Source organism: Streptococcus sp. A11 (assembly GCF_043674225.1).
Classification (GTDB): Bacteria; Bacillota; Bacilli; order Lactobacillales; family Streptococcaceae; genus Streptococcus; species Streptococcus suis_V.
In genome coordinates this window covers 1-22,108 of record NZ_JBIMJS010000020.1, presented here as the reverse complement: position 1 = coordinate 22,108, position 22,108 = coordinate 1, and the positions used below count along the sequence as shown (strand labels likewise).

Sequence of the window (22,108 nt, the reverse complement as noted above, 5' to 3'; positions counted from 1 at the left end):
AGACGAGCAAGATCTAGTCAAGTGTGTTATAATAAGGCAGTTAAATTGAAAATTGAAGGAGCATATAATGAAGCGTATTGGTGTTTTGACCAGTGGCGGTGACGCACCTGGTATGAATGCTGCCATTCGTGCAGTTGTTCGCCAAGCAATCTCAGAAGGAATGGAAGTATACGGTATCAATGAAGGCTATGCTGGAATGGTTGCCGGAGATATCCATGAATTGTCTGCACGCTCAGTAGGAGATATCATTTCTCGTGGTGGTACCTTCCTCGGTTCAGCTCGTTATCCTGAATTTGCCCAATTGGAAGGTCAATTAAAAGGGATTGAACAGCTGAAAAAACATGGTATTGAAGGCGTTGTTGTTATCGGTGGTGACGGTTCTTACCACGGTGCGATGCGCCTGACAGAGCATGGTTTCCCAGCAATTGGTTTGCCAGGAACAATCGATAATGATATCGTAGGAACAGACTTTACCATCGGTTTTGATACAGCTGTGACTACAGCTATGGATGCCATTGATAAGATTCGTGACACATCTTCTAGTCACCGTCGTACCTTTGTTATCGAAGTAATGGGTCGCCATGCAGGTGACATTGCCCTTTGGTCAGGTATCGCATCAGGTGCGGACGTTATCGTTGTGCCGGAAGAAGAGTTTGATATCAAGGATATTGTTGCTCGCATCAAGGCAGGTTATGACAATGGCAAGAAACATAGCATTATTGTCTTGGCAGAAGGTGTTATGCCAGCAGCTCAATTTGCTGAAGAATTGAAAGCAGCTGGTGACACAAGTGACCTTCGTGTGACGGAACTTGGTCACATCCAACGTGGTGGTTCACCAACAGCTCGTGACCGCGTTCTTGCGTCACGTATGGGTGCTCACGCTGTTAAATTGCTCAAAGAAGGCCGTGGTGGACTTGCTGTCGGTATCCGCAATGAGCAAATGGTGGAAAACCCAATCCTTGGTACTGCCGAAGAAGGTGCCTTGTTTAGCCTCACTGATGAAGGTAAGATTGTCGTTAACAATCCGCACAAAGCAGACCTTGACATGGCTGAGTTGAACCGTAACTTGTCTATCTAATAGATAGTCTAGAAAATTAGTTATTAAGGTCATAAGACCAGAAATAAGAAGGAGTTTAGTTAAGATGAACAAACGTGTTAAAATCGTTGCAACCCTTGGACCTGCGGTAGAATTCCGCGGTGGTAAGAAATTCGGTGAGTCAGGTTACTGGGGTGAGCAGTTGGATGTTGAAGCATCAGCTGAAAAAATCGCTCAATTGATTACTGAAGGTGCTAACGTTTTCCGTTTCAACTTCTCACATGGTGACCATGCTGAGCAAGGTGCACGTATGGCAACTGTACGTCGCGCAGAAGAAATCGCTGGCAAAAAAGTAGGTTTCTTGCTTGATACAAAAGGTCCTGAAATCCGTACTGAATTGTTCGAATCAGGCGAAGGTGAGTACGCTTATAAGACTGGTGACCAATTGCGTGTTGCTACAAAACAAGGTATCAAGTCAACTCAAGAAGTGATTGCCTTGAACGTTGCTGGTGGCCTAGACATCTTCGACGACGTTGAAGTTGGTAAGCAAATTCTTGTTGACGATGGTAAACTAGGTTTGACTGTTATTGCCAAAGATGAAGAAAAACGTGAATTTATCGTTGGTGTTGAGAACGATGGCGTTATTGCTAAGCAAAAAGGTGTAAACATTCCTTACACTAAGATTCCTTTCCCAGCGCTTGCTGAGCGTGACGATGCGGATATCCGTTTCGGTCTTGAACAAGGTCTTAACTTCATCGCTATCTCATTCGTTCGTACTGCACAAGACGTTGAGTCAGTTCGTGCTATCTTGAAAGAGACTGGTAACGAACACGTACAACTCTTCTCTAAAATCGAAAACCAACAAGGTATCGACAATATTGATGAAATCATCGAAGCTTCAGATGGTATCATGATTGCGCGTGGTGACATGGGTATCGAAGTACCATTTGAAATGGTTCCAGTTTACCAAAAAATGATCATCAAGAAAGTCAATGCAGCTGGTAAAGCAGTTATCACAGCTACAAACATGTTGGAAACAATGACTGACAAGCCACGTGCAACTCGTTCAGAAATCTCTGACGTCTTCAACGCTGTTATCGATGGTACAGATGCTACTATGCTTTCAGGTGAGTCAGCTAACGGTAAATACCCAGTTGAATCAGTTCGCACTATGGCAACTGTTAACAAAAACGCACAAACTCTTCTTAACGAGTACGGTCGTTTGAACTCTGACACTTTCAACCGTTCATCTAAAACTGAGGTTGTGGCATCTGCGGTTAAAGATGCTTGCCACTCAATGGATATCAAGTTGGTCGTAACAGTTTCAGAAACTGGTTACACTGCGCGTGCTATCTCTAAATACCGTCCAGATGCAGACATCTTGGCAATTACTTTCACTGAGAAAGTTCAGAAATCATTGATGCTTAACTGGGGTGTCATCCCAGTTGTGACAGACCGTCCAAATTCAACAGACGATATGTTCGACTTGGCTGAGCGTATTGCTAAGGAAGAAGGACTTGTTGTTGCAGGTGATAACATTGTAATCGTTGCTGGTGTACCAGTAGGTGTAGCAGGTTCTACAAACACAATGCGTGTGCGCACCGTACAATAATAATTAAATTGAGAAGTCTATTGCGAAAGCGATAGACTTTTTGCATGAGACAAATCAAAAATCCTACCATTTGGCAGGATTGTCGTATTATCTTTTAATATAATTGGCAGGCTCATAAGGACTTCTGTCAAAATTCGTATCCTTGCCCAGAATTTCTTTGGCAATTTGCCAGCCGATAAAGGGTCCATTAGTCAGGCCAGAAGAGCCCAGACCACTGGCCACCCAGATATTGTCCATTTCAGGAACAGTTCCGTAAAATGGTGCGTAGTTGGAGGTATAGGCCCTGGTACCAATACGAGTGCGGACCACAGGGTAGTTGGCCAAATCAGGCATAAATTCCGCAGATTTTTCATGCATGGTTTGGATTTTTTCAGGGTCAAGGGTCAAATCATAGCCCATATTATCCTCATGGGTGGCCCCGACAATGATTTTTCCATTCTCAAACGGCAGGATGTCAATTTGACCATAGGGCATGCAGACTGGCCAGTCGCTGGTATCAAAATCTGTATCCAATTCCAGAAGCTGACCTTTTTGTGGACGGACATCTACCTGATAGCCGAGAGGTTCCAGTATATCTGGCAACCAGGATCCGGTCGCTAGGATAATGTGGTCGGCAGTTAGTTCTCGCCCATCCAGCTGAACAGTTCCTTCATCTATCAGTCTAGCCTGTCCCTGCAATAGAGCTCCGCCATTTTCCAAAAACTTTTCCTGTAACAAGTCAATCAGTTTTCCACCGTCGATACGGCCGCCGCCTTCCAGGTGGATACCGTAGAAATCAGGCTTGAGTGGTGGTAGATAGTTGCTGACTTCTTGTCCTTCAAGAGTAGTGATGTCTCCAATGGTAGGGGTGTCTATCCTGCGGTCTTCTGCGATTTTCTTGATTTTTTCCAGGAGTTCGGGCTTGCTTTTGAGGCCAATGGTTCCAGTTTGCTTGAAGGGGATGTCCTTGGCTCCTGCACTTTCCAAATCAGCTACCAACTGGCGATAGAAGACAGCACCTTGCGAGGTCAGGCGGTACCAGTCCTTGTTTTTCTTCTGGGCCATCCAGGGGCAGATAATGCCAGCAGCAGCACGGGTAGCTGTACCAACACCGTGGTCAATCAGGGTCAGGTCAATATTGCTATCTTGAGAAAGGTAGAAGGCAGCGGTTGAACCAACAATGCCTCCACCAATAATGATGACATGTTTCTTCATAATGTTCATTATATCACAAATTCAGGAGTTTATTTATTTTTTCCCCCATGTTACAATAGAATCTAGAAATCAAGGAGAGAGATTGTGTCTGATATTATGTATCCAGAGGTTCTGACGCTTGGGAGCGGAGCCGTCAAAGTAGCAACAGTGGGAGACAGTCTGACCTATGGTTATGGGCTGGACAATCGTGAAAAGGATGCTTATCCGTCTATTTTGGCTGAAAAATTGGGTCACCACTACCAGGTGTCCAACTTCGGTCTTAGCGGCCGTTCCCTCCAATCGACAGCAGATTTTCCCTATTTCAAGGAAGAAAATGCCCAACTGTCCTTGGAGAGCGAGGCTGACATCGTCATCATCATGATTGGTAGCAATGATAGCCGGGGACCTTACTGGAACAAGGAAGGCTTTCGGCGAGAGTATAAGGAAATGGCAGAGCGTTATATGAATTTGCCCAGCCAGCCAGACGTCTACCTGGTTATCCCGCCTTTCGTGCCAACCAGCCGCTTCGGCCTCAATAACCAGATTATCGAGGAAGAGTTGCAGGCTATCATTCCTAAAATCGGTCAGGAGCTGGGCCTGCCTGTCATCAATCTCTATCCCATAACCAAGGGGAAATTGGAGTACTATAGCGACGGCCTTCATCTCAGTCCGCTGGGCAATCAGGTCATTGCCCAGGAAATTTATCGTCACCTCCAAGGGTAAATGTCAAGTATTTTCATGAAAATATGCTATACTAATAGAGATTGGAGAGATTATGGTAAAGAGAGACCTTTTTCGCCAACTCTTATTGTTGGTATTGCTGATTTTAGGAATTATTGGGCTGAGGGTATGGTTGTTTGAACCAGTGCGTATTACTTCAACCATGGCCAATGACTACATTAAGCGAAATGATGTCATTATCGCCCTAAAGAATACAGAACTCAAGCATGGGGAATTTGTCCTATACGAACACGAGGGCAAGGAATATGTTAGCAGGATTATCGCCCTCGAAGAGGAAACAGCGACCTACCTAGATAATGTTCTCTACCGCAACCAAAAGATTGTGCGTGAGGATTATTTGGAGCTTATCCCGGAGCAGGAGTATTATACGGAAGACTTGACGATTGAAACCCTAACAGGCGGGGAGTTTCAGGTTATTCCCAAAGGTAAGATTCTGGTCTTAAATGATAATCGAATGGACCGGAATGATAGCCGCAGCTTTGGTTTGATTGATCAGAGTGACATTATAGGGCGCTTGAGCTTTAGAATCAGCCCCTTGTCAGAATTTGGCTTTATTGAAACAGGACTAACCCAATAGAGGTTGGTTCTTTTATTTTCAAGAATTTTCATCGAAAATTAAAAATTGACTATACCAATTTAATGATTGACAAGTTTATAAGTCTGTTATATACTGTTTTTACCGGTCTTTTTAGTAGAAAATCTGACTATACCAATTTATTAAAAATGAATGAAAGTCGGTGGAGCAAACACCGAGGTGATAGGATATGTGTGGAATTGTTGGTGTTGTAGGGAATACAAACGCAACTGATATTTTAATTCAAGGACTTGAAAAATTAGAATACCGTGGTTATGATTCAGCAGGTATTTTCGTAACAGGTGGGGAGCAGGCTCACTTGGTAAAAGCAGTAGGTCGCATTGCTGAATTATCAGCAAAAGTTGGTGATAAGACAGATGGCACAGCTGGTATCGGCCATACACGCTGGGCTACCCATGGCAAGCCAACTGAAAACAATGCCCACCCTCATACATCCCAAACAGCTGGCCATATTCTGGTCCACAATGGTGTGATTGAGAACTATGCTGAAATCAAGGCAGACTACCTGGCAGGCCATGATTTTAAAGGGCAAACGGATACTGAAATTGCTGTTCATTTGATTGGACAATTTGCCTCAGAAGGCTTGTCAACTTTGGAGGCTTTCAAAAAGGCACTTCATATCATCCAAGGTTCGTATGCCTTTGCTTTGATTGATGTGACAGATGCGGATACGATTTATGTTGCTAAGAATAAATCACCACTCTTGATTGGTCTGGGTGATGGCTACAACATGGTCTGCTCCGATGCCATGGCTATGATTCGTGAAACCAGTGAATATATGGAAATTCACGACAAAGAATTGGTTATCGTGAAAAAAGACAGTGTTCAAGTTATGGACTACGACGGCAATGCTATCGAACGTGGAAGCTATACTGCTGAGCTTGATCTGTCTGATATCGGTAAGGGAACATATCCTTACTACATGCTCAAGGAAATTGATGAGCAACCAGCTGTCATGCGTAAATTGATTGGCGCATACACAAATACTGATGAACAAGTAACAGTTGATGCGGAGATTGTCAAGGCAGTACAAGATGCTGACCGTATCTATATCCTAGCAGCTGGTACTTCCTACCACGCAGGATTTGCCGCAAAAGACTTCATGGAGAAGTTGACGGATACACCAGTTGAGCTGGGGATTTCTTCTGAATGGGGTTATAATATGCCGCTCTTGAGCCAAAAGCCCCTCTTTATCTTCATCAGCCAGTCTGGTGAGACAGCGGATAGCCGTCAGGTTTTGGTTAAGGCCAATGAAATGGGCATTCCAAGTTTGACGGTGACAAACGTTCCAGGCTCTACCCTGTCTCGTGAGGCCAACTACACCATGTTGCTCCATGCTGGTCCAGAAATCTCTGTTGCTTCGACCAAGGCCTATACTGCTCAGATTGCAACTCTAGCTTTCTTGGCCAAGGCTGTTGGGGATGCCAATGGAAATACCTATGCCAAGGAATTTGATTTGGTACACGAATTGTCCATTGTTGCCCAGTCTATCGAGGCTACTTTATCAGAAAAAGATATTATTGCTGAGAAAGTGGAGAAACTACTTGGTACAACTCGAAATGCCTTCTATATCGGACGTGGCAGCGACTATTACGTTTCTATGGAAGCGGCTCTCAAGCTCAAGGAAATTTCCTATATCCAGTGTGAGGGTTTTGCTGCTGGAGAGCTCAAGCATGGTACCATTTCCCTGATTGAAGACGGTGTGCCGGTTTTGGCCTTGATTTCAAATAATCCTCATCTGGCCAGCCACACCCGTGGAAATATCCAGGAAGTGGTGGCGCGTGGTGCCCATGTCATGACCATCGTTGATGAGGCCATTGCCAAGGAAGAAGATGACTTCACAGTGACTAGTGTTCACCCATTCTTGTCTACCATTGCCATGGTTGTCCCAACCCAGTTGATTGCCTACTATGCGACGCTCCAACGTGGTCTGGATGTGGACAAACCGCGTAACCTGGCGAAATCAGTAACAGTTGAATAAGCTTGCAAATCCACCTGTAAATTTGGTGGATTTTTGCATGAATATTCGATTTTTATGTGAAATTTATGAAAAATTCTGACAAATTTCTTTCAAATCGCCCAATTTTCTGCTATACTAGATAAGATAATAACTCTTTTGGGAGATGTTTATGGATTATATTTTGGAAGTCTTGCCCCCCTTGGTGGATGGTGCTTTAGTCTCCTTACAAGTATTTGTTTTAGTATTAGTCTTGTCCTTGCCTTTGGGAGCTGTCTTTGCCTTCCTCATGCAAATCAAATTCAAGCCCTTGCAGTGGCTCTTGCATTTTTATGTACTTATTATGCGAGGGACTCCCTTGCTCCTGCAATTGATTTTTGTCTACTACGTCTTGCCGAGTGTGGGGATTACATTTGACAGGATGCCAGCGGTGATTACTGCCTTTACCTTCAACTATGCGGCTTATTTCTCTGAGATTTTCCGTGGAGGAATTGAGGCTATCCCAGCTGGTCAGTATGAGGCGGCTAAGGTCTTGAAATTTACACCTCTTCAGACTATTCGCCACATCGTCTTGCCCCAGGTTGTCAAGATTGTCCTACCAAGTGTCTTCAATGAAGTCATGACCCTGGTCAAGGATACCTCTCTGGTCTACGCCCTGGGAGTCAGTGACTTGCTCTTGGCCAGTCGAACTGCTGCCAACCGTGATGCTAGTCTAGCACCTATGTTTATTGCAGGGGCCATTTATCTGCTCATGATTGGAGCGGTTACGCTGGTTTCTAAACAGGTTGAAAAGAAATTTGATTACTACAAATAGGAGGAAGTCATGTTAGAATTACGCAATCTATCCAAACGATTTGGCAACAAGCAGATTTTCTCCAACTATGATTTGGTCATCCCGGAGGGGAAAATTGTCGCCATTGTTGGTCAATCCGGTGGCGGTAAGACTACGCTTCTCCGTATGCTGGCAGGTTTGGAGACTATTGATGAAGGTACTCTGATTTACAATGGTCAAGAACTGCCAGTCGAGGAATTGGAGAAACGACATTTGCTAGGCTTTGTTTTCCAAGATTTCCAGCTTTTCCCCCACCTTTCAGTATTGGAAAACTTGGTCCTCTCCCCTATTAAGACACAAAATATGTCGGCTATAGAAGCGGAAGACAAGGCCCGTAAACTTCTGGAAACACTAGGCCTGGCCAACCACGCAGCAGCCTATCCTTATTCTCTATCAGGAGGGCAGAAGCAGCGTGTGGCCCTGGCTCGCGCCATGATGATTGATCCTGAGATTATTGGCTACGATGAGCCGACTTCGGCATTGGATCCTGAACTACGAAAAGAAGTTGAAAAGCTGATTTTGGAAAACCGTGCGACAGGAATCACGCAGATTGTGGTAACCCACGATATGCAGTTTGCTGAAAATATCGCAGATGAAATTATCAAGATTGAACCGAAACATTAAAGAGGTAAGACATGATGAAGATGAAAAACATAATTCTTGGAACAACAGCTCTTGTGACAAGTTTGGCCCTTGCAGCCTGTGGCTCAGGCAGTTCTAGTACAGAGTCAGACAATTGGTCTACTTATGAAAAAGACAAGTCAGTGACCATTGGTTTTGATAAGACCTTTGTCCCAATGGGATTTGAAGAAAAAGACGGTCAATACACTGGTTTTGACATCGAATTAGCAACAGCTGTTTTTGAAAAATACGGTATTACGATTGATTGGCAACCGATTGACTGGGACTTGAAAGAGACAGAGCTCAATAACGGCAATATTGATATGATTTGGAATGGCTATTCCATTACAGATGAACGCAAGGAAAAAGTTCTTTTCTCTGATGAATACATGGACAACCAGCAAGTTTTGGTGACCAAGAAATCATCTTCTATTGCTGATCCAGCTGGCATGAAGGACAAGGTTCTCGGTGCTCAAGCAGGTTCTGCAGGTTATTATGCATTTACATCTCAGCCTGAAATTCTTAAGGATCTGGTAAAAGACGGTGACGCCAGTCAGTATGCGACCTTCAACGAGGCCCTTATCGACTTGAAAAATGATCGTATCGACGGGCTCTTGATTGACCGTGTGTATGCCAATTACTATCTGCAAAAAGAAGGTATCATTGATGACTACAATATCATTGATGCTGGCTATGCTAACGAGGCCTTTGGTGTTGGTGTTCGTAAGTCAGACAAGACCTTGGTAGACAATATCAACAAAGCTTTTACAGAGCTTTATAAAGAAGGTAAGTTCCAGGAAATCTCTGAAAAATGGTTTGGAGAAGATGTGGCAACTGATGCTGTGAAAAACTAAGCAAATAAAAATTCTCAACCGTCATTTGGCTGAGAATTTTTTCTTTACAGTTTTTTAGAAATCTGATGGAAGACGACAGTCCATTCTTCGTGGCGGCGCCAGAGAGAGGTGTGGACATAGCCACCGATTTCAAAGGTGACCAGTTTTGATTTTTGACTGACAGATGTCATCTGATAGTTGGACAAGTAGGTGGACTGGACCTGGTGCTGTTCCAGCATACCATCCTTGTCATGATAACGTCCTTTGGCATCAATCAGGAGATAGGCTGGGTCAATCAAGTCCTCATAGCCTGGTGCATGGGCCTGAATTTCAGTTTCATAACGGAAGAGTTTGTCGTAGACATGCTCGTAGATTTCATCGTGGGGGATTTCAGAGGGTTCGACATGGATGTCTACATCGAAGACCCCATGTTTGAGAATCAGGAGCTGCTCGACCTGCTCGGTGATTTCATGGCTTTCGTAAACAGAAAGGTCAGGATTCATTTCCAAGACAATATCCAGATAAATATTGGCGCCGTAGGTTCGGCCTCGCTGGGACTTGACGGAGACTATCTTGGGGAGCTTGTGGATATCCTCTTCGTACTTGTGGAGCAATTCTTCATCGAAACCGTCAGATAGGCTGAAGAAACTTTGCATGAAGATGTCGTAGGCCGTTTTCAGGATGAAGAAGGTGATGACGATGGCTGCAACCTTGTCGACAATACTGAGGTTGAAGGCGGCAGCAAAGACAGCAACGGAAGTTCCAATTGACGTAACTGCGTCGGATAAATTGTCCTTGGCAGCTGCTTCAAGTCCTTTGGAATGGACTTTTTTAGCCAGTCTGCTGTTATAGATATAGACCCCAATCATGACCAGGGCTGAGAAAATTCCCACCAGGGCACCCAGCATATCGACTTGAACCCCTTCCTTGCTCAGGAGTTTTTCAATGGTTGAATAGAGGACCTGAAAACCAACCATAAACATGATGAAAGAGGTAATCAGGCTAGCAAGGTCTTCCATTTTCCAATGGCCAAACTTATGGTCTCTATCAGCCGGTTTTTGAGCCATTTTCAAGCCGATCAGCACGGCCACATTTCCGATGATATCAGAGAGGTTATTGAAGGCGTCGGCTCGAAGTGCATCGGAATGAAAGAGCTCGCCAGCAGCTAGTTTGAGCCCGGATAGGAGGATGTAGGCTGAAATGGAAATCTGTGCGCCACGTTCGGCTAGTTTGAGATTGCTTGTCGGTTGATTGTTCATCTGGTCTCCTTTTTAAGCTAATATTGTACCAAAAAAACCACCTAGTTTCAATCTAGGTGGTCGGTGTCTGGTACCAGCGTTTTTGAATGGCTCTGTACACTTGCAAGAGTACGGTACCGCTGGCCATGCCGATAGGAATGATGAGACAGAGGGTCAGGACACTGGTGATATTGGCAAGGGCTTGGGCATAATCTCCAGAAACAAAATAGGTCGTTGTCATATAGGACCGATAGCCAGGGACTAGGGGAGCCAGGATAGCCAGAGAAAAAATGATAGAGGGTGTCTTGAGTAGGATGCTCATGACCTGGCTAATCATGGAGCCGATGACCGCTGCCAAAAAAGTGGCAATGAGCGGATTGGTTGGTCCCTGCAGTAGGAGATAGAGGAGCCAGACAAACATTCCTAGAAGTCCTCCGGGAACCAGAAGTTTCCTAGGAACATTGAGGATGACCATGAAGGCAATCATGGCTAGAAAAGAAGCTACAGCTTGTAGTAAAAAATTCATAAGTTACCCCACGAGTAAGAGTGCAACAGTGGTCCCTGCACCCAGGGACAGGATAATCAGAGCCGTTTGAAAGAGCTTGGTCATGCCGGTATTGATATGGTTGGTCATCAGATCTCGGACCGCATTGGTCAGGGTGATACCAGGCACAAAGGGCATGACAGCGCCAGCATTGATAAGGTTGGGATTGATAGCCAGGCTGGTGTATTTCTCTAGTAGGTAGGCGGTTAGGGAAAATAGCAGAGCTCCACAGAAGGTAGTCACAAAATCAATGCCGATAAATTTCTCAATCTGCAGCGAGAGGGGAAAGGCCAGAGCGGTCGCAGCAGCAGAGCAAAAAGCATCCCAGGCGGAGCCGCCGAACATAAGTGTAAAGAAAGGAACGGCAACAATAGCCGCCAAAATCAGCTGGCCAGTCGTGTAAGGTGCTTTTTCCAGTTTGATAGCAGACAGAATTTCCCAGGCCTCTTCAAGGTTAATCTGGCCTTCAACCAGCGAACGAGAGACCTGATTGACATCGCAGACCTTCTGCATATTGTAGCTGGAGGAGACAATTCTCTTCATCCGTGAAATGTTGGTGTGGTCAATGGAAAAGAAAATGGCCGCTGGAATGGCCAGCACATTGGCATCCATTATCCCTTGAGAATGGGCGATGCGAATCATGGTATCCTCCACCCGATGAATTTCCGCCCCGCTTTGGAGTAAGATGCTACCGGCCAGCATAAGCACGTCAATGACCAGGTCTTGCTCTTTTTGTTTCATTTCATCCCTAGCTCTTTCCTTGGTGTTTTAGTTTATTATATCAAAATCAGCTCTGGGAAGAAGGATTTTTATAAATAATGAGCAAAATAGTTGAAAAATATTCGGATTGCAGTACAATTGATTGGTCAACGATTGACAAATCAACAAATGGGAGAAGTCATGTCAAGCATGGAAGAGGTACTTTACCAACTGAAAATTACCGAAGAGGTCATTACCAATCTATTTGAAAAGCGGTTGGGGATTTCCCTGACCCGTTATCGGATTCTTCAGATTTTGCTAGAGGAGACACCACTTCACCAAACAGCCTTGCAGGAGAGGCTTGGAATTGACCGCGCAGCCATTAGCCGGCATCTGAAAATTTTGGAAGAGGCGGCTTACATCCGTCGTGAGCGAAACCCTGACAATCAGAGGGAAATTTTGGTTTACCCGACCAAGAAAGCGCAGAAGGATTTGATTGATAGCCCGCCCAGCCAGCATGTGGTGGTCAAACGGGCTATGGAGCATATCCTAACAGCTGACCAAGTGGAGCAATTTCAGCAGATTCTGACCAAGCTAAGTGCAGGCTTGAAAGACCTCCCTCTATAACTATTCTTAAGGAGATATAGCATGTCTATTTTTACAACTATTTTAGCTACCATCGTAGCATTGGAACACTTGTACATTATGTATTTGGAAACTTTTGCTACTCATTCGGACTCGACCAGCCGTGTCTTTAATATGGCCAAGGACGAGCTGCAACGCAAGTCTGTAACCACCCTGTTCAAAAATCAGGGAATCTACAATGGCTTACTGGCCCTTTTCCTACTTTACGGAATTGTGACTGGCAATCTTGAAATTGTGACCATATTTGTCCTCTATGTTATCGGTGCAGCTGCTTATGGTGCGATTACTTCAAGCCCTAAAATTATCCTGAGCCAAGGAGGTCCAGCCATTTTGACCCTCTTGTCACTTTTGATATTTAAGTAGTCAAAAAGCCCCCGAACTGGAGGGCTTTTCGTGTACTCTTACTGAACATAAATGTCGCCATTTTGGCTATGCAGGGTCAACTTGTTTTTTGCATTTGGATTGCCATGAGTGGTTTGTTCGCTATCTTCATCAGCAGAAAGTTCTTCGATTGTGAGATCCTTCAGGCTTTCCTTATGAATGGTCAGGTCAATGTCACCGTCGTAGGCCAAGACATCATAGTTGCCGATGACTTGCAGCCCAGTGGCGCGAATGTTGCCATTTTCTATGGTCAAATGGTTGAGCTGGTCACTACTTGAGTCTTCCACATCTTCTAGTTTTACTTCCTGCAAATCAATATCTCCATCCCAGACTACGATGTTAGTTGAGTGAATGGTGGTTTTCTTGGCCAAGAAGTTACCGTTGTTGATAGAAATATCCAGTTTGTCAACGGTCATATCTTCAAGATTGGCATTTCCATCAAAGAGTCCGCCGGTCAATTCATCCAAGTGACTACCGGATGGCAAGAGCAGGGTCGGTGTGGTGTAGGTTTGGGTTTGGTTCTCTTGGAGCATTTTTATACCTTCTAGGAAACCGTCATAGCGAAACCCCTGGTCGTTATTATCTTCAATGGTCAGACTGCCATTTATCAGCTCGTAGACAATAGGACTGCCGTGTTTCTTGCTGACTTGAAAATAGAGGGTCGGTTTTTCGACATCACTTGTAGAGATTGTGAGATTGGTGGAGCTATTGATTTTTTGCAAGTTGTCAAATTCAACCTGCTGGACCTGGTAGGAATTTTCTAGATGATTTCCGATTTCATGCCAGCCACCTAGTAGGAGACCCAGCAAGGACAGAAGGAGGCCAGTTGCTAGGGTAATGAGAGTGTAGCGTGTGCTGGATTTAAGCTGTTTCATAGCGGTCTCCTTTCGGCAATAACTGTTGAATAAAGTGAAGGCTGGCCTGCAGGAGCTTATGGCCGATAAAAATGGTCGCCTTGATGCCCAAAATTCCCAGAGCTATTCCAATCAAGGATAGGCCGGTGACCAGGATGCCTGAGCTGATAGCAGTGGTAAAGAGTTCAAAGGCTGATAGAAAGCCGGAAATTCCTAGGCTAATCAGGGCGATGCAGATGCTGGCCATGGCTAGAACCAGGGCTAGGACGAGGAGGATGAGGCTCACAAAGAGAGCCAAGACCACCAGACCCAGAATCAAGCCCATGGGAGCAGCCAAGATAGACAGGGTTACCAGAAGTAGACGGTTGCTGGTGCTAGGCTTTTCTCCACTGACTTCTTTATCATAGAGAATGGCTAAAATATCACTAGCAGCATGCTTGGGACTGCCCAATTCTGCGATGACCTGGTCTTCGTTCTCAGGTCCAGCCTCGTCAAAGTATTCATTAAAATGTTCCATAGCATCATGGAAATCTTCTTGTGGCAGGCGTTTGAGATAGCCAGCCAATTGGTTCATATAGTCTGCGCGTGTCATCATTTTCTCCTTATTTGACAGTAATACTGGAATCGCTTGCGTCCAAAATCAGAGTAGGGGTGATGCCCTCCAGCAGGTATTCCAGGTGGAGCCAATCATCGTCACGTTCTAGGTGAGCAGCAATTTCCTGAGGCAAATGGAGCAGGCTATCGTCTGTTTCCGCTAGAAGATTGCTCTTTTGGGACATGCCCAAGGTGACCACAGAATCTTCGATTTCAAGGGCAAGTTCTCCCTGCCAGGTGGATTGGTTCATTGAAAGGTGACAATCCGCAATCTCCACATGCCCCTTGCCGAGGTTCAGACCTGTCAACATGAGGTTGCAATCTGCTGTCTGCCAGTCAAGGGTTGAACAACTAGAATCCTTGCACGTAAGGTTGATATCTTTTGCCTCCATGGTCCAGTTTTGGGCAGTGATGTGCTTGAAGGAGAGATTGCTGTCGCTGGTTTCTGTTACCGTTAAGCGGTCCACAGTCAGGTTGTTGATAACCAGATTGGCATCGGTCAAACGAACATCTGCTGTGTGCAGGGCAGGTTTCTGGGGAACTTTGAGGACAGTTTTTTGTCTGCTGTCTGAGTAAGCTATCCTAAAGCCCTTTGGTATCTCCATAGAAGAAAGGAGGAGTGTGTCGCCATCCAGGCAGAAGGTAAAGGGCTGGTAGTTGCCGTCAAGAGAGGCGGGGGAGAGGAGGCTGGCGGAGTCCTTGTCCCAGCTCTCAATTATCAAGGTTTGGTCCTCCAGCTGGAGGTTAAGGCGTTGGAAGTTTGGCAAAGGGGTCTCCACAGTCTCAAAGTCGAGGGGCTTGGTGTCCTTGAAGCTGAAATTCTTGAAAAAATTCTTCCAGTCCCAGGTCAAATCAACACGTAATGGCTCCTGGTTCTCTATCAGGGCATCTTCAGGCAGGTTAGCTATTATTTCCTGAGCAGCAGAGATCGGATCGCCTAGCTCTGAGATAGTCGCCTGGTCATCATTTCGGTCGTCGAAGTATTCTTGGAAATAGTCCATGGCCTCTTGTTTGGCGGTTGGATTGAGTTTGTTGAGTGCTTGTTCAAGCTGTTTTAAATAATCTACACGTATCATTTTCGTAGGCTCCCTTCTATAATTCCGTCGATATTGTCCTTGTAGGCTGTCCATTCTCCCTTGAGGAAGGGGATGTGGTTCCGGCCGGCAGGAGTAATGGTGTAATATTTGCGTTTGCGTCCTTGAAATTCCTGGCTGTAAGTGGTTACATAGCCGGCCTTTTCCAGTTTTTTCAGAATGGGATAGAGCGTGGACTCTTTTATATCGGCCACTATCTTGATGGTTTGACTGATTTCATATCCGTAGGAATCCTGCTTTTCCAGCATGGCCAAAATTAGAAATTCTATCAAGATAGAGGAAACGGGGTAGTACATGAAATCACCTCTTTATCTTTATGTAATTATTTTATATATAAATTATATACCCATCATTTACTAAAATCAAGTAATTATATAAATTTTATATATATTTTTTTAAAAAAGTAAAAGCAACCCTTCCAGCTAGAAAAAGTTGCTTCATTTGATATTAGTCGATAAAGAAAGTTTGTGGACCTTGGTAATGGCTTCCGTCATTGAAGGCGATGTAGACATTGAAAAGTGGTGTAAACAAGACATAGAAGATGGCTTGAATATCAGACAAACCAAATGCTTTACCATAGCAGTAAGTCAAATAAATGCCATAAAGTGGTCCAGCAAGTGGGATGAGTAGGAATAGGATAAACCAGCCCTTGTCTTCGCCGAATGTGATACATTGTTGGATATAAAGGTTGTAGAAAGGAATGAGGGATTTCCAACCAGCATAGCCAGCTTTTTTAAAGAGGATGAAGTTGGAAATGGCAAGGAGGACATACCAAATGAGTGAAAAAATCATACCGGCTCCCCAAAGCCCAACTAAAATACCTTGTGCAAATGTTTCTTCTGTCATAATAAAACTCCATTTCTTTTTGATGGTTCTATTATAACGGTATTATTTAAATAATACAATAGTTATATCGAACAATTTTCAAAAAAAGTAGATTTTTTCAGAAAACCTACTTTTCCTTCTTATTTGTAAGCTACAATACCTAAAATCACATCAACAGCTTTTTCCATGGTTTGCAGGCTAACGAACTCGAAGCGGCCGTGCATATTTTCACCACCTGCGAAGATATTTGGCGTTGGAATGCCCATGAAGGAAATCTTAGAGCCGTCTGTTCCTCCACGAACAGGCTCAATCAGTGGCTTGATACCCAGATTTTCCATGATATCCTTAGCGATGTTGATTGGAGTCATGTCTTTTTCGATGATTTTCTTCATGTTGTAGTATTGGTCATGTAAGTTGACAATGACACGTGGCGTATCAAAGTTGTCATTCATTTTATCAGCAATGTCCAGCATGAGCTGTTTGCGGGCAAGGAAATCCTCTTCCTCAAAGTCACGGATGATATAGGTGGTAGAAGCAGTATCGACACTGCCTACCATGTTCATCAAGTGGAAGAAACCTTCGTAACCTTCAGTTTTTTCAGGGCGGTCTGCTTCTGGAAGAGCATTGTGGAAGTCAATGGCTAGCTGGAAGGCGTTGATCATCTGGTCCTTGGCAGATCCTGGGTGGACATTGCGTCCAAGGAAGTCAATCTTGGCAGCAGCAGCTGAGAAAGTTTCGTACTGGAGTTCCCCCAGCGGTCCACCGTCCATGGTGTAGGCAAAGTCCACATCAAAATCTTCCACATCAAACTTGTCAGCACCGACACCGATTTCCTCGTCAGGACCAAAACCGACACGGATTTCGCAGTGCTTGATATCAGGATTTTGGACTAGGTATTCGATAGCCGTCATGATTTCTGCAATTCCTGACTTGTCATCAGAGCCTAGCAAGGTGGTACCATCTGTGGTAATCAGGGTTTGACCCTGGTAGTTGGCAAGTTGAGGGAAGTCTTTTGGATGCAATTCATAGCCAGAAGTTCCTAAAGCGATTGGGTTACCGTCGTAGTTTTCGATGATTTGTGGGTTGACACCATCTGCGTTGAAGTCAGCCGTATCCATGTGGGCAATGAAACCAATCTTACGTGTCAAACTTGGGTCGTTGGCAGGGAGTGTTCCCACAGCAAAGCCATTTGGCAGGTAGTGGACATTCTGTAAGCCAATCCGTTCCATTTCAGGCAGAAGGATATTCTGTGCGAACTCAACCTGGTTTTGAGTAGATGGAGTGGTGGTTGAGTTCTCGTCAGAGCGGGTATTTTCTTTGACGTAGACTAAAAATCGTTCGAGTAGTGTTGGGTATTTCATGTGGTCTCCTTACTTGTTCAAAATGTGTTTTTCAATGGCCTTGGCCACACCGTTGTTTTCATTGCTGTCGGTGATATCTTGGGCAATGGCCTTGACTTGCTCATTCGCATTTCCCATGGCAATGCCCAGTCCTGCAAAGGCAATCATTTCCAAGTCATTATTGGCATCGCCAACAGCCATGATTTCCTCAGGCAATATTCCTAGACGGTCAGCCAATTTTTTCAGCCCAGAGGCCTTGCTGGCACCGTTTGGTAGGATTTCCAGCAGGTATTCTTGACTGCGAACGGTCGAATATTTCTGGCTGAGGACAGGATTGTGGGTATTTTCAAAAGCATCAATGGCCTCTTTTTCACCGACAAACATGGCTTCAAAGAAGCGGTGTTTGCCAGATTTTGCTTCTTCTAGGTCGATGGAAATAGGTGTCATCCCGACCAGGCTGGCATCATGAACAACGGTTTCATTTGCTTTTTGTGCAACGACAAAGAAATGGTCTTCGTCGAAGAGTGTGAGTTGAACCTCATCAGTATTTGTAAATGTGTCAAGGTAGTCCAAGTCTGTCTGAGTCAGCTCCTCCCAGTCGATTAGACTCCAATCCTTGGTCAAATGGGTCGAGCAACCGTTGTTGACGATGATGTACTCGTCTTCTTGGTCAAAGCCCAGCTGTTCCACAAAAGGCTTGACACCGACCAGGGGACGACCTGTGCAGAGTACGACGGTCACACCAGCAGCAACAGCCTGGTGGATGGTATCAATCTGTGGCTGGGTCAATTCCTTCTTCTCATTAAGCAGGGTTCCGTCCATATCAAGGGCGATTAGTTTAATCATAGGCACCTCCGTATAGTTCTGATATTAGTATAGCATAAATTGAAAAAAGTCGGAATCAATAGTGGAAGAATCCAAAAAATAATCAGGAAAATTTCTCTATTTTTGCTAGAAATATTTTTGACAAATCTGTAACAAAAACTTAATGTTTTGAAGAAATCCAAGCGGGTAAAGGACTTGATGAAGTTAGCTTAAAAAAGTAAATAAAAATAAGGGGAAACATACCTGTCGGAGCTTGCAAATGCTATCAAATAAGGTTAGAATAAAGAAGCGAGTATAATAATGACTCAACTGTAATATGTTTTTATATTAAACTCATGCTAAGAATGTAGGAGAAACGAATGACGAAGAAGATTGCAAAAACAGCAGGTTTTGCTGCTGCAACAACATTGGCTGTCCTAGGACAACAAGCAGTAGAAGCTAGTGAAGTAGTCGTGCCGGCAGAGCCAGTAGCTGATCAGGTATTAACTACAGAAGCAACAGATGCAACAACCACTACCGATTCTACAAGTAGTGAAACAGCTTCACCAGTAACAGAGGAAGAGGTTATCGCTGCTGAAGACGTTTATAAGGCAGCTGAAGCTGAGCAAGTAGCCCAAGAAGAAGTTGTGGCAACTGCAACTGCGGAAATGGACAGCACTCAGGCACAATTGGACCAGATTGATAGTGAGATTGCTGCAATTGACAGTGCTCAAACGATTATTGAGAATGCTCCTCAGATTATCGAGCAAACTGAATCAAAAATTGCTAGCGAGGAAGCAACGATTGCTCCTGCTGAAACAGCTATTGCAACCGCAGAATCACTTGTGGCGACTGAGGCAACTGATTTGGCAACAGCTAAAGCTGGCGAAGTAGCAGCTAATCAAGTAGTGGCAGATGCTGAAAAAGCTCTTGCTGACGTTAAAGCAGACTTAGCGGAAGTTGGTCTTGAAAGTGCTCAAACAGCAGTAGACAATCTCAAAACAACTGAAGCAAAGCAGATTCAGCAAGTTTCAAGCCTTGATAACGCTGTTAAAGTAAATGAAACTGCTGTTACAAATGCTGAAAAGGCGCTGACTTCAGCACAAACAACTGCTAAGCAAGACTTAGATAAAGAAATTAGTCAAGTCAATGCAGAATTGTCAGCTAAGAAGACGGAGTTGGCAAATACACCAGCAACAACTACGAAGACAACAAATACGGTTAAATCTGTAGTTGGTAGCAATAAGATTACCTTGCCAAGCTCTTACATCAACACAGCCTACCCTGCTCTTAAACAAATTGAGAATGCTGGTCATACAGGCTCTACAGCTTTCACTAGTCTTGCAAATCAAAATAAATCAAAAATTGTAGTTGCCAGTCAACAAGGAACTTATGGTATTCAATGGGGCGGAAGCGGTGTGAACACCTACCAATCAATTGCAGCAGATAAAACTCGTACAATTGACCCTGCTAACCTTACCAAGGAAGTTCAAAATGAGATTGCACAGTTTACAGCAGAGATATTGAATGGGGTTCGTACACAACTGGGTTTAGCATCAGTTGCTGTGACAAGTTCAGCCCAAGATTTTGCTAAGCGTGTTGCAAGTGCTTACAATAGCAAAGGTTTAAGTACACTTAACCATGATTTCATAGCTATTGGTTCCGCAGCAACAGCAAGTGGTCTTAAATCTTCCGATAATCGTGGCTACGAGTCCTTGGGGGACTTTGGACATGCTACAACAGTCGATCAGTTAAAAGGGCTCTTCTACAACTCATTGGTTTATATGCTCTTTAACGATGAAGGTTCTAGCTTCGGTCATACGATTTCGCTCCTGCAAAATTCAGGCAATGATACTTATTATCTTGGTGCCACATCACGAGTTGCCTCAAGTCAATTCCGCAGTACCAAGGCTACGCAGACTCAAATTTACATGATTCCTTCGTCGAATATTGTAAGTTCAAACTTTAGTCAGACGCCAATTACAGGTACTACTAGCACAACAGTTGACAACACAAATGCGATTAACAAGCTCAAGGAAGAAATTAAAACTCTCGAGACAAAATTGTCTAACTTGAAAAGTACTAACTTGGCATCTGCACCTATTGTTGTTGCAGCGAATCAAACACTTCGTACGGCTAAAAATCGTTTGCAAACAACTAAGGATAACTTGGCAACAGCGAAGGCTACACTTGAACAGACTCAGTATCAGTTGACAGTTGCTCAGAAGAATTTAGCTTCGCTTACTGCACAGAACCAACAACTCCTAACGAAACAAGGACAAGCTCAAACAGCACTTGCTAAAGCGCTTGTGGCTCAAAAAGCAGAGGTGGCAAAAGTTGCTCAAGCTAAAGAAGACTATAAAAAGGCAGTAGAAGCTGAAACGGCTGCCAAAGACAAATTAGTTGAAATTCATGGTAGAATTGCTGGCTTGAAAGAGAAAATTGCTGAGACAGAGAAATTGGTTGCAAATGCAACAACTTTGATTGCAGATAAAGAGCGACTAGAGACACAGAAATCTATTTTGGCTGGTCTCTTGTTGAAGCAAAAAGCAGACTTGGTTGAACAATATGATATTCTTAAGGATAAAACTGCTCTGACTGTTGAAGCAAAAGAAGAGTATCTTCGTCTGCTCAACTTGTACCGCTTGGCAACTGGGAACAATGTCTTCCAGCTTCCTGATGGAACAATTGTTGCTGTACCAGCGGTAGCTCCCACAGCTGATGCATTGCCAGAAGGTGAACTTCCTATTCTCACTACTCTAGTATCTCCTACAAATCTAGGAAACACACCAACGGAAGGCTCAAATATTCCTCAAGATTCAGGAGTTGCAGCTGCTGGTGGTGCCGGTGCAAATGGTTCAGCTGGAACTGTTAACTTTACTTCTTTGAGTGCGAATGTTGCTCCTGCTCAAGGCACAAGCCAATCAAATTCTGCTAAGTCAGAATCTGAAAAAACATTGCCAAAAACATCATCAGTAAATTCAGATATCATGGCAGTTGTTGGTATGATGTCAATGGGACTTACTTTTGGACTCGCAAAAAAGAAACGCGATGAAATCTAATATTCATGATTAAGGGAATCAATTTGATTCTCTTTTTCGTATTACTGAATTAACATATACTCTCTAATAAAATATCAACATAGAGAAAAAGAGGTGTCCTTATGTATGAAGAACTGGTTTAAAAATTAAAGCAGTTGGGAATTTCTTATGGTATGGTTGAGCATCCTGCTGCCCTGACAACCCAGGAGGCTGATTATTATATTGAGGGAATGGAAGGTGTGCGGACCAAGTCCATGTTTTTGACCAATAAGAAAAAGACGGCCTTTTATCTCTTGATTATGGACGACCAGAAACAGCTGGACATGGAGGCTTTAAGGAAATGGTTGGTGCCAACCGCATTTGCATGGATTCAAGCGACAGTCTCTGGGAAAAGATGCGATTGCCTGCGGGGACAGTTTCCATTTTTTGTTTGCTCAATAATCCCCATAAAGATATTTAAGTCTATTTTGATAGGGAAATCTTGACAGAAAAGATTCCCCGCGTTGTAAAATGAAGTGCAACAAAAAAGACATGTTCGTCTGATATACTAGAATTCCCCAACTCAGTATAGAAAGCAGATGAACATGTCCAACACTCATTCTACCAGAAACTCATCCTATTCTCATCTCTCAGCCACAGAACGTGGTGA

At 44.1% G+C, this 22,108-nt stretch carries 22 protein-coding genes and 1 pseudogene; 12 read left to right on the top strand and 11 right to left on the bottom strand.

The genetic code is table 11. The features are described from left to right. The first annotated feature begins 67 nt into the window (after nucleotides 1-67). Both pfkA and pyk read left to right on the top strand, forming a co-directional pair. Nucleotides 68-1,078: a 6-phosphofructokinase gene (gene pfkA, locus ACHBIF_RS10040; protein WP_172073595.1), complete on the top strand. Its 1,011-nt coding sequence runs from the start codon at nucleotides 68-70 to the stop codon at nucleotides 1,076-1,078. 64 nt (nucleotides 1,079-1,142) lie between these two features. Continuing rightward, nucleotides 1,143-2,648: a pyruvate kinase gene (gene pyk, locus ACHBIF_RS10035; protein WP_105111854.1), complete on the top strand. Its 1,506-nt coding sequence runs from the start codon at nucleotides 1,143-1,145 to the stop codon at nucleotides 2,646-2,648. A gap of 87 nt (nucleotides 2,649-2,735) precedes the next feature. On the opposite strand, the gene ACHBIF_RS10030 is transcribed toward pyk, so the two are convergent. Further along, nucleotides 2,736-3,842, bottom strand: a complete 1,107-nt coding sequence (locus tag ACHBIF_RS10030) for an NAD(P)/FAD-dependent oxidoreductase (protein WP_394720312.1) — start codon at nucleotides 3,840-3,842, stop codon at nucleotides 2,736-2,738. Between the two features lie 84 nt (nucleotides 3,843-3,926). Between ACHBIF_RS10030 and ACHBIF_RS10025 the strand changes: the two genes are divergently transcribed. The 6 genes from ACHBIF_RS10025 to ACHBIF_RS10000 all read left to right on the top strand — a co-directional run bounded on the left by ACHBIF_RS10025 (nucleotide 3,927) and on the right by ACHBIF_RS10000 (nucleotide 9,421). After that, entirely contained in the window at nucleotides 3,927-4,544 is a 618-nt protein-coding gene (locus tag ACHBIF_RS10025) for a GDSL-type esterase/lipase family protein (protein WP_125266336.1), read from the top strand. Nucleotides 4,545-4,596: 52 nt separating this feature from the next. Continuing rightward, nucleotides 4,597-5,139, top strand: coding sequence for a signal peptidase I (gene lepB / locus ACHBIF_RS10020; RefSeq protein ID WP_170242993.1), 543 nt, complete (start codon nucleotides 4,597-4,599; stop codon nucleotides 5,137-5,139). A 187-nt stretch (nucleotides 5,140-5,326) separates the two neighbouring features. Then, nucleotides 5,327-7,138: a glutamine--fructose-6-phosphate transaminase (isomerizing) gene (gene glmS, locus ACHBIF_RS10015; protein ID WP_394720282.1), complete on the top strand. Its 1,812-nt coding sequence runs from the start codon at nucleotides 5,327-5,329 to the stop codon at nucleotides 7,136-7,138. A 148-nt stretch (nucleotides 7,139-7,286) separates the two neighbouring features. Further along, nucleotides 7,287-7,928: an amino acid ABC transporter permease gene (locus ACHBIF_RS10010; RefSeq protein WP_394720280.1), complete on the top strand. Its 642-nt coding sequence runs from the start codon at nucleotides 7,287-7,289 to the stop codon at nucleotides 7,926-7,928. Nucleotides 7,929-7,937: 9 nt separating this feature from the next. Next, a complete protein-coding gene (locus tag ACHBIF_RS10005) occupies nucleotides 7,938-8,570 on the top strand; it encodes an amino acid ABC transporter ATP-binding protein (protein WP_105111848.1) in 633 nt (210 codons plus the stop codon). A gap of 14 nt (nucleotides 8,571-8,584) precedes the next feature. Then, nucleotides 8,585-9,421, top strand: coding sequence for an amino acid ABC transporter substrate-binding protein (locus ACHBIF_RS10000; RefSeq protein ID WP_394720310.1), 837 nt, complete (start codon nucleotides 8,585-8,587; stop codon nucleotides 9,419-9,421). Nucleotides 9,422-9,465: 44 nt separating this feature from the next. Here ACHBIF_RS10000 and ACHBIF_RS09995 read toward each other — a convergent pair whose 3' ends face one another. The 3 genes from ACHBIF_RS09995 to ACHBIF_RS09985 are packed head-to-tail and all read right to left on the bottom strand — an operon-like array spanning nucleotide 9,466 to nucleotide 11,923. Further along, a complete protein-coding gene (locus tag ACHBIF_RS09995; RefSeq protein WP_394720277.1) occupies nucleotides 9,466-10,659 on the bottom strand; it encodes a cation diffusion facilitator family transporter in 1,194 nt (397 codons plus the stop codon). 52 nt (nucleotides 10,660-10,711) lie between these two features. Then, entirely contained in the window at nucleotides 10,712-11,164 is a 453-nt protein-coding gene (locus ACHBIF_RS09990) for a threonine/serine exporter family protein (protein WP_105160123.1), read from the bottom strand. Nucleotides 11,165-11,167: 3 nt separating this feature from the next. Beyond that, complete coding sequence (locus ACHBIF_RS09985) at nucleotides 11,168-11,923, bottom strand: threonine/serine exporter family protein (RefSeq protein WP_394720275.1); 756 nt, start codon at nucleotides 11,921-11,923, stop codon at nucleotides 11,168-11,170. Between the two features lie 159 nt (nucleotides 11,924-12,082). Between ACHBIF_RS09985 and ACHBIF_RS09980 the strand changes: the two genes are divergently transcribed. Further along, nucleotides 12,083-12,508 carry a MarR family winged helix-turn-helix transcriptional regulator gene (locus tag ACHBIF_RS09980; RefSeq protein WP_105111901.1) on the top strand — a complete coding sequence of 142 codons (426 nt, stop codon included), beginning with the start codon at nucleotides 12,083-12,085 and terminating at the stop codon, nucleotides 12,506-12,508. 21 nt (nucleotides 12,509-12,529) lie between these two features. Beyond that, entirely contained in the window at nucleotides 12,530-12,889 is a 360-nt protein-coding gene (locus ACHBIF_RS09975) for a DUF1304 domain-containing protein (protein ID WP_105111845.1), read from the top strand. Between the two features lie 38 nt (nucleotides 12,890-12,927). On the opposite strand, the gene ACHBIF_RS09970 is transcribed toward ACHBIF_RS09975, so the two are convergent. The 7 genes from ACHBIF_RS09970 to ACHBIF_RS09940 all read right to left on the bottom strand — a co-directional run bounded on the left by ACHBIF_RS09970 (nucleotide 12,928) and on the right by ACHBIF_RS09940 (nucleotide 18,460). After that, nucleotides 12,928-13,782, bottom strand: a complete 855-nt coding sequence (locus ACHBIF_RS09970) for a DUF4097 family beta strand repeat-containing protein (RefSeq protein WP_394720273.1) — start codon at nucleotides 13,780-13,782, stop codon at nucleotides 12,928-12,930. Further along, entirely contained in the window at nucleotides 13,769-14,353 is a 585-nt protein-coding gene (locus tag ACHBIF_RS09965) for a DUF1700 domain-containing protein (protein WP_125266346.1), read from the bottom strand. Before ACHBIF_RS09965 ends, ACHBIF_RS09970 begins: the two co-directional genes overlap by 14 nt. Nucleotides 14,354-14,363: 10 nt before the next feature. Beyond that, nucleotides 14,364-15,431 (bottom strand): DUF1700 domain-containing protein, encoded by a 1,068-nt coding sequence (locus tag ACHBIF_RS09960; protein ID WP_394720271.1) that lies wholly within the window; start codon nucleotides 15,429-15,431, stop codon nucleotides 14,364-14,366. After that, entirely contained in the window at nucleotides 15,428-15,745 is a 318-nt protein-coding gene (locus tag ACHBIF_RS09955; RefSeq protein ID WP_105111841.1) for a PadR family transcriptional regulator, read from the bottom strand. The genes ACHBIF_RS09960 and ACHBIF_RS09955 overlap by 4 nt, the downstream gene beginning before the upstream one ends. Before the next feature lie 151 nt (nucleotides 15,746-15,896). Beyond that, complete coding sequence (locus tag ACHBIF_RS09950) at nucleotides 15,897-16,295, bottom strand: DUF5684 domain-containing protein (protein ID WP_172067089.1); 399 nt, start codon at nucleotides 16,293-16,295, stop codon at nucleotides 15,897-15,899. 119 nt (nucleotides 16,296-16,414) lie between these two features. Then, on the bottom strand, nucleotides 16,415-17,635 hold the full coding sequence (gene pepT, locus ACHBIF_RS09945) for a peptidase T (RefSeq protein WP_105111839.1): 1,221 nt from the start codon (nucleotides 17,633-17,635) through the stop codon (nucleotides 16,415-16,417). A 9-nt stretch (nucleotides 17,636-17,644) separates the two neighbouring features. Next, entirely contained in the window at nucleotides 17,645-18,460 is an 816-nt protein-coding gene (locus ACHBIF_RS09940) for a Cof-type HAD-IIB family hydrolase (protein ID WP_125266343.1), read from the bottom strand. Nucleotides 18,461-18,798: 338 nt separating this feature from the next. Here ACHBIF_RS09940 and ACHBIF_RS09935 point away from each other — a divergent pair, with 338 nt between their 5' ends. Further along, complete coding sequence (locus ACHBIF_RS09935) at nucleotides 18,799-21,480, top strand: SEC10/PgrA surface exclusion domain-containing protein (RefSeq protein WP_394720268.1); 2,682 nt, start codon at nucleotides 18,799-18,801, stop codon at nucleotides 21,478-21,480. Nucleotides 21,481-21,632: 152 nt separating this feature from the next. After that, a pseudogene (locus tag ACHBIF_RS09930) lies at nucleotides 21,633-21,916 on the top strand (YbaK/EbsC family protein); the annotation flags it as partial. Between the last annotated feature and the right edge of the window lie 192 nt (nucleotides 21,917-22,108).

Excerpts from the sequence above, each read along its gene's own strand:
- ACHBIF_RS09980 (WP_105111901.1), top strand. The coding sequence starts at position 12,083 with ATGTCAAGCATGGAAGAGGTACTTTACCAACTGAAAATTACCGAAGAG.
- ACHBIF_RS09970 (WP_394720273.1), bottom strand. The coding sequence starts at position 13,782 with ATGAAACAGCTTAAATCCAGCACACGCTACACTCTCATTACCCTAGCA.
- ACHBIF_RS10000 (WP_394720310.1), top strand. The coding sequence starts at position 8,585 with ATGAAGATGAAAAACATAATTCTTGGAACAACAGCTCTTGTGACAAGT.
- ACHBIF_RS09985 (WP_394720275.1), bottom strand. The coding sequence starts at position 11,923 with ATGAAACAAAAAGAGCAAGACCTGGTCATTGACGTGCTTATGCTGGCC.
- ACHBIF_RS10030 (WP_394720312.1), bottom strand. The coding sequence starts at position 3,842 with ATGAAGAAACATGTCATCATTATTGGTGGAGGCATTGTTGGTTCAACC.
- ACHBIF_RS09990 (WP_105160123.1), bottom strand. The coding sequence starts at position 11,164 with ATGAATTTTTTACTACAAGCTGTAGCTTCTTTTCTAGCCATGATTGCC.
- pepT (WP_105111839.1), bottom strand. The coding sequence starts at position 17,635 with ATGAAATACCCAACACTACTCGAACGATTTTTAGTCTACGTCAAAGAA.
- ACHBIF_RS09940 (WP_125266343.1), bottom strand. The coding sequence starts at position 18,460 with ATGATTAAACTAATCGCCCTTGATATGGACGGAACCCTGCTTAATGAG.
- ACHBIF_RS09960 (WP_394720271.1), bottom strand. The coding sequence starts at position 15,431 with ATGATACGTGTAGATTATTTAAAACAGCTTGAACAAGCACTCAACAAA.
- pfkA (WP_172073595.1), top strand. The coding sequence starts at position 68 with ATGAAGCGTATTGGTGTTTTGACCAGTGGCGGTGACGCACCTGGTATG.
- ACHBIF_RS09955 (WP_105111841.1), bottom strand. The coding sequence starts at position 15,745 with ATGTACTACCCCGTTTCCTCTATCTTGATAGAATTTCTAATTTTGGCC.
- lepB (WP_170242993.1), top strand. The coding sequence starts at position 4,597 with ATGGTAAAGAGAGACCTTTTTCGCCAACTCTTATTGTTGGTATTGCTG.
- ACHBIF_RS09950 (WP_172067089.1), bottom strand. The coding sequence starts at position 16,295 with ATGACAGAAGAAACATTTGCACAAGGTATTTTAGTTGGGCTTTGGGGA.
- ACHBIF_RS09965 (WP_125266346.1), bottom strand. The coding sequence starts at position 14,353 with ATGACACGCGCAGACTATATGAACCAATTGGCTGGCTATCTCAAACGC.
- ACHBIF_RS10010 (WP_394720280.1), top strand. The coding sequence starts at position 7,287 with ATGGATTATATTTTGGAAGTCTTGCCCCCCTTGGTGGATGGTGCTTTA.
- glmS (WP_394720282.1), top strand. The coding sequence starts at position 5,327 with ATGTGTGGAATTGTTGGTGTTGTAGGGAATACAAACGCAACTGATATT.
- ACHBIF_RS09995 (WP_394720277.1), bottom strand. The coding sequence starts at position 10,659 with ATGAACAATCAACCGACAAGCAATCTCAAACTAGCCGAACGTGGCGCA.
- ACHBIF_RS09975 (WP_105111845.1), top strand. The coding sequence starts at position 12,530 with ATGTCTATTTTTACAACTATTTTAGCTACCATCGTAGCATTGGAACAC.
- ACHBIF_RS10005 (WP_105111848.1), top strand. The coding sequence starts at position 7,938 with ATGTTAGAATTACGCAATCTATCCAAACGATTTGGCAACAAGCAGATT.
- ACHBIF_RS09935 (WP_394720268.1), top strand. The coding sequence starts at position 18,799 with ATGACGAAGAAGATTGCAAAAACAGCAGGTTTTGCTGCTGCAACAACA.
- pyk (WP_105111854.1), top strand. The coding sequence starts at position 1,143 with ATGAACAAACGTGTTAAAATCGTTGCAACCCTTGGACCTGCGGTAGAA.